Source organism: Bacillus cereus group sp. BfR-BA-01430 (genome assembly GCF_022663115.1).
Lineage (GTDB): Bacteria > Bacillota > Bacilli > Bacillales > Bacillaceae_G > Bacillus_A > Bacillus_A cereus_BD.
This window is the reverse complement of record NZ_JAKUEW010000091.1, coordinates 1-234: the sequence shown is the minus strand read 5'-3', so window position 1 is coordinate 234 and position 234 is coordinate 1. Positions and strand designations below refer to the sequence as shown.

The window sequence follows — 234 nt, the reverse complement described above, 5'->3', positions numbered from 1 at the left end:
ACCCTCTCAGGTCGGCTACGCATCGTTGCCTTGGTGAGCCGTTACCTCACCAACTAGCTAATGCGACGCGGGTCCATCCATAAGTGACAGCCGAAGCCGCCTTTCAATTTCACGCCATGCAGCGCAAAATATTATCCGGTATTAGCCCCGGTTTCCCGGAGTTATCCCAGTCTTATGGGCAGGTTACCCACGTGTTACTCACCCGTCCGCCGCTAACTTCTTAAGAGCAAGCTC

1 rRNA gene is annotated in these 234 nt (G+C 54.3%); it reads right to left on the bottom strand.

What is annotated here, in order from left to right:
• Nucleotides 1-234, bottom strand: a 16S ribosomal RNA gene (locus MR058_RS23085); the annotation flags it as partial.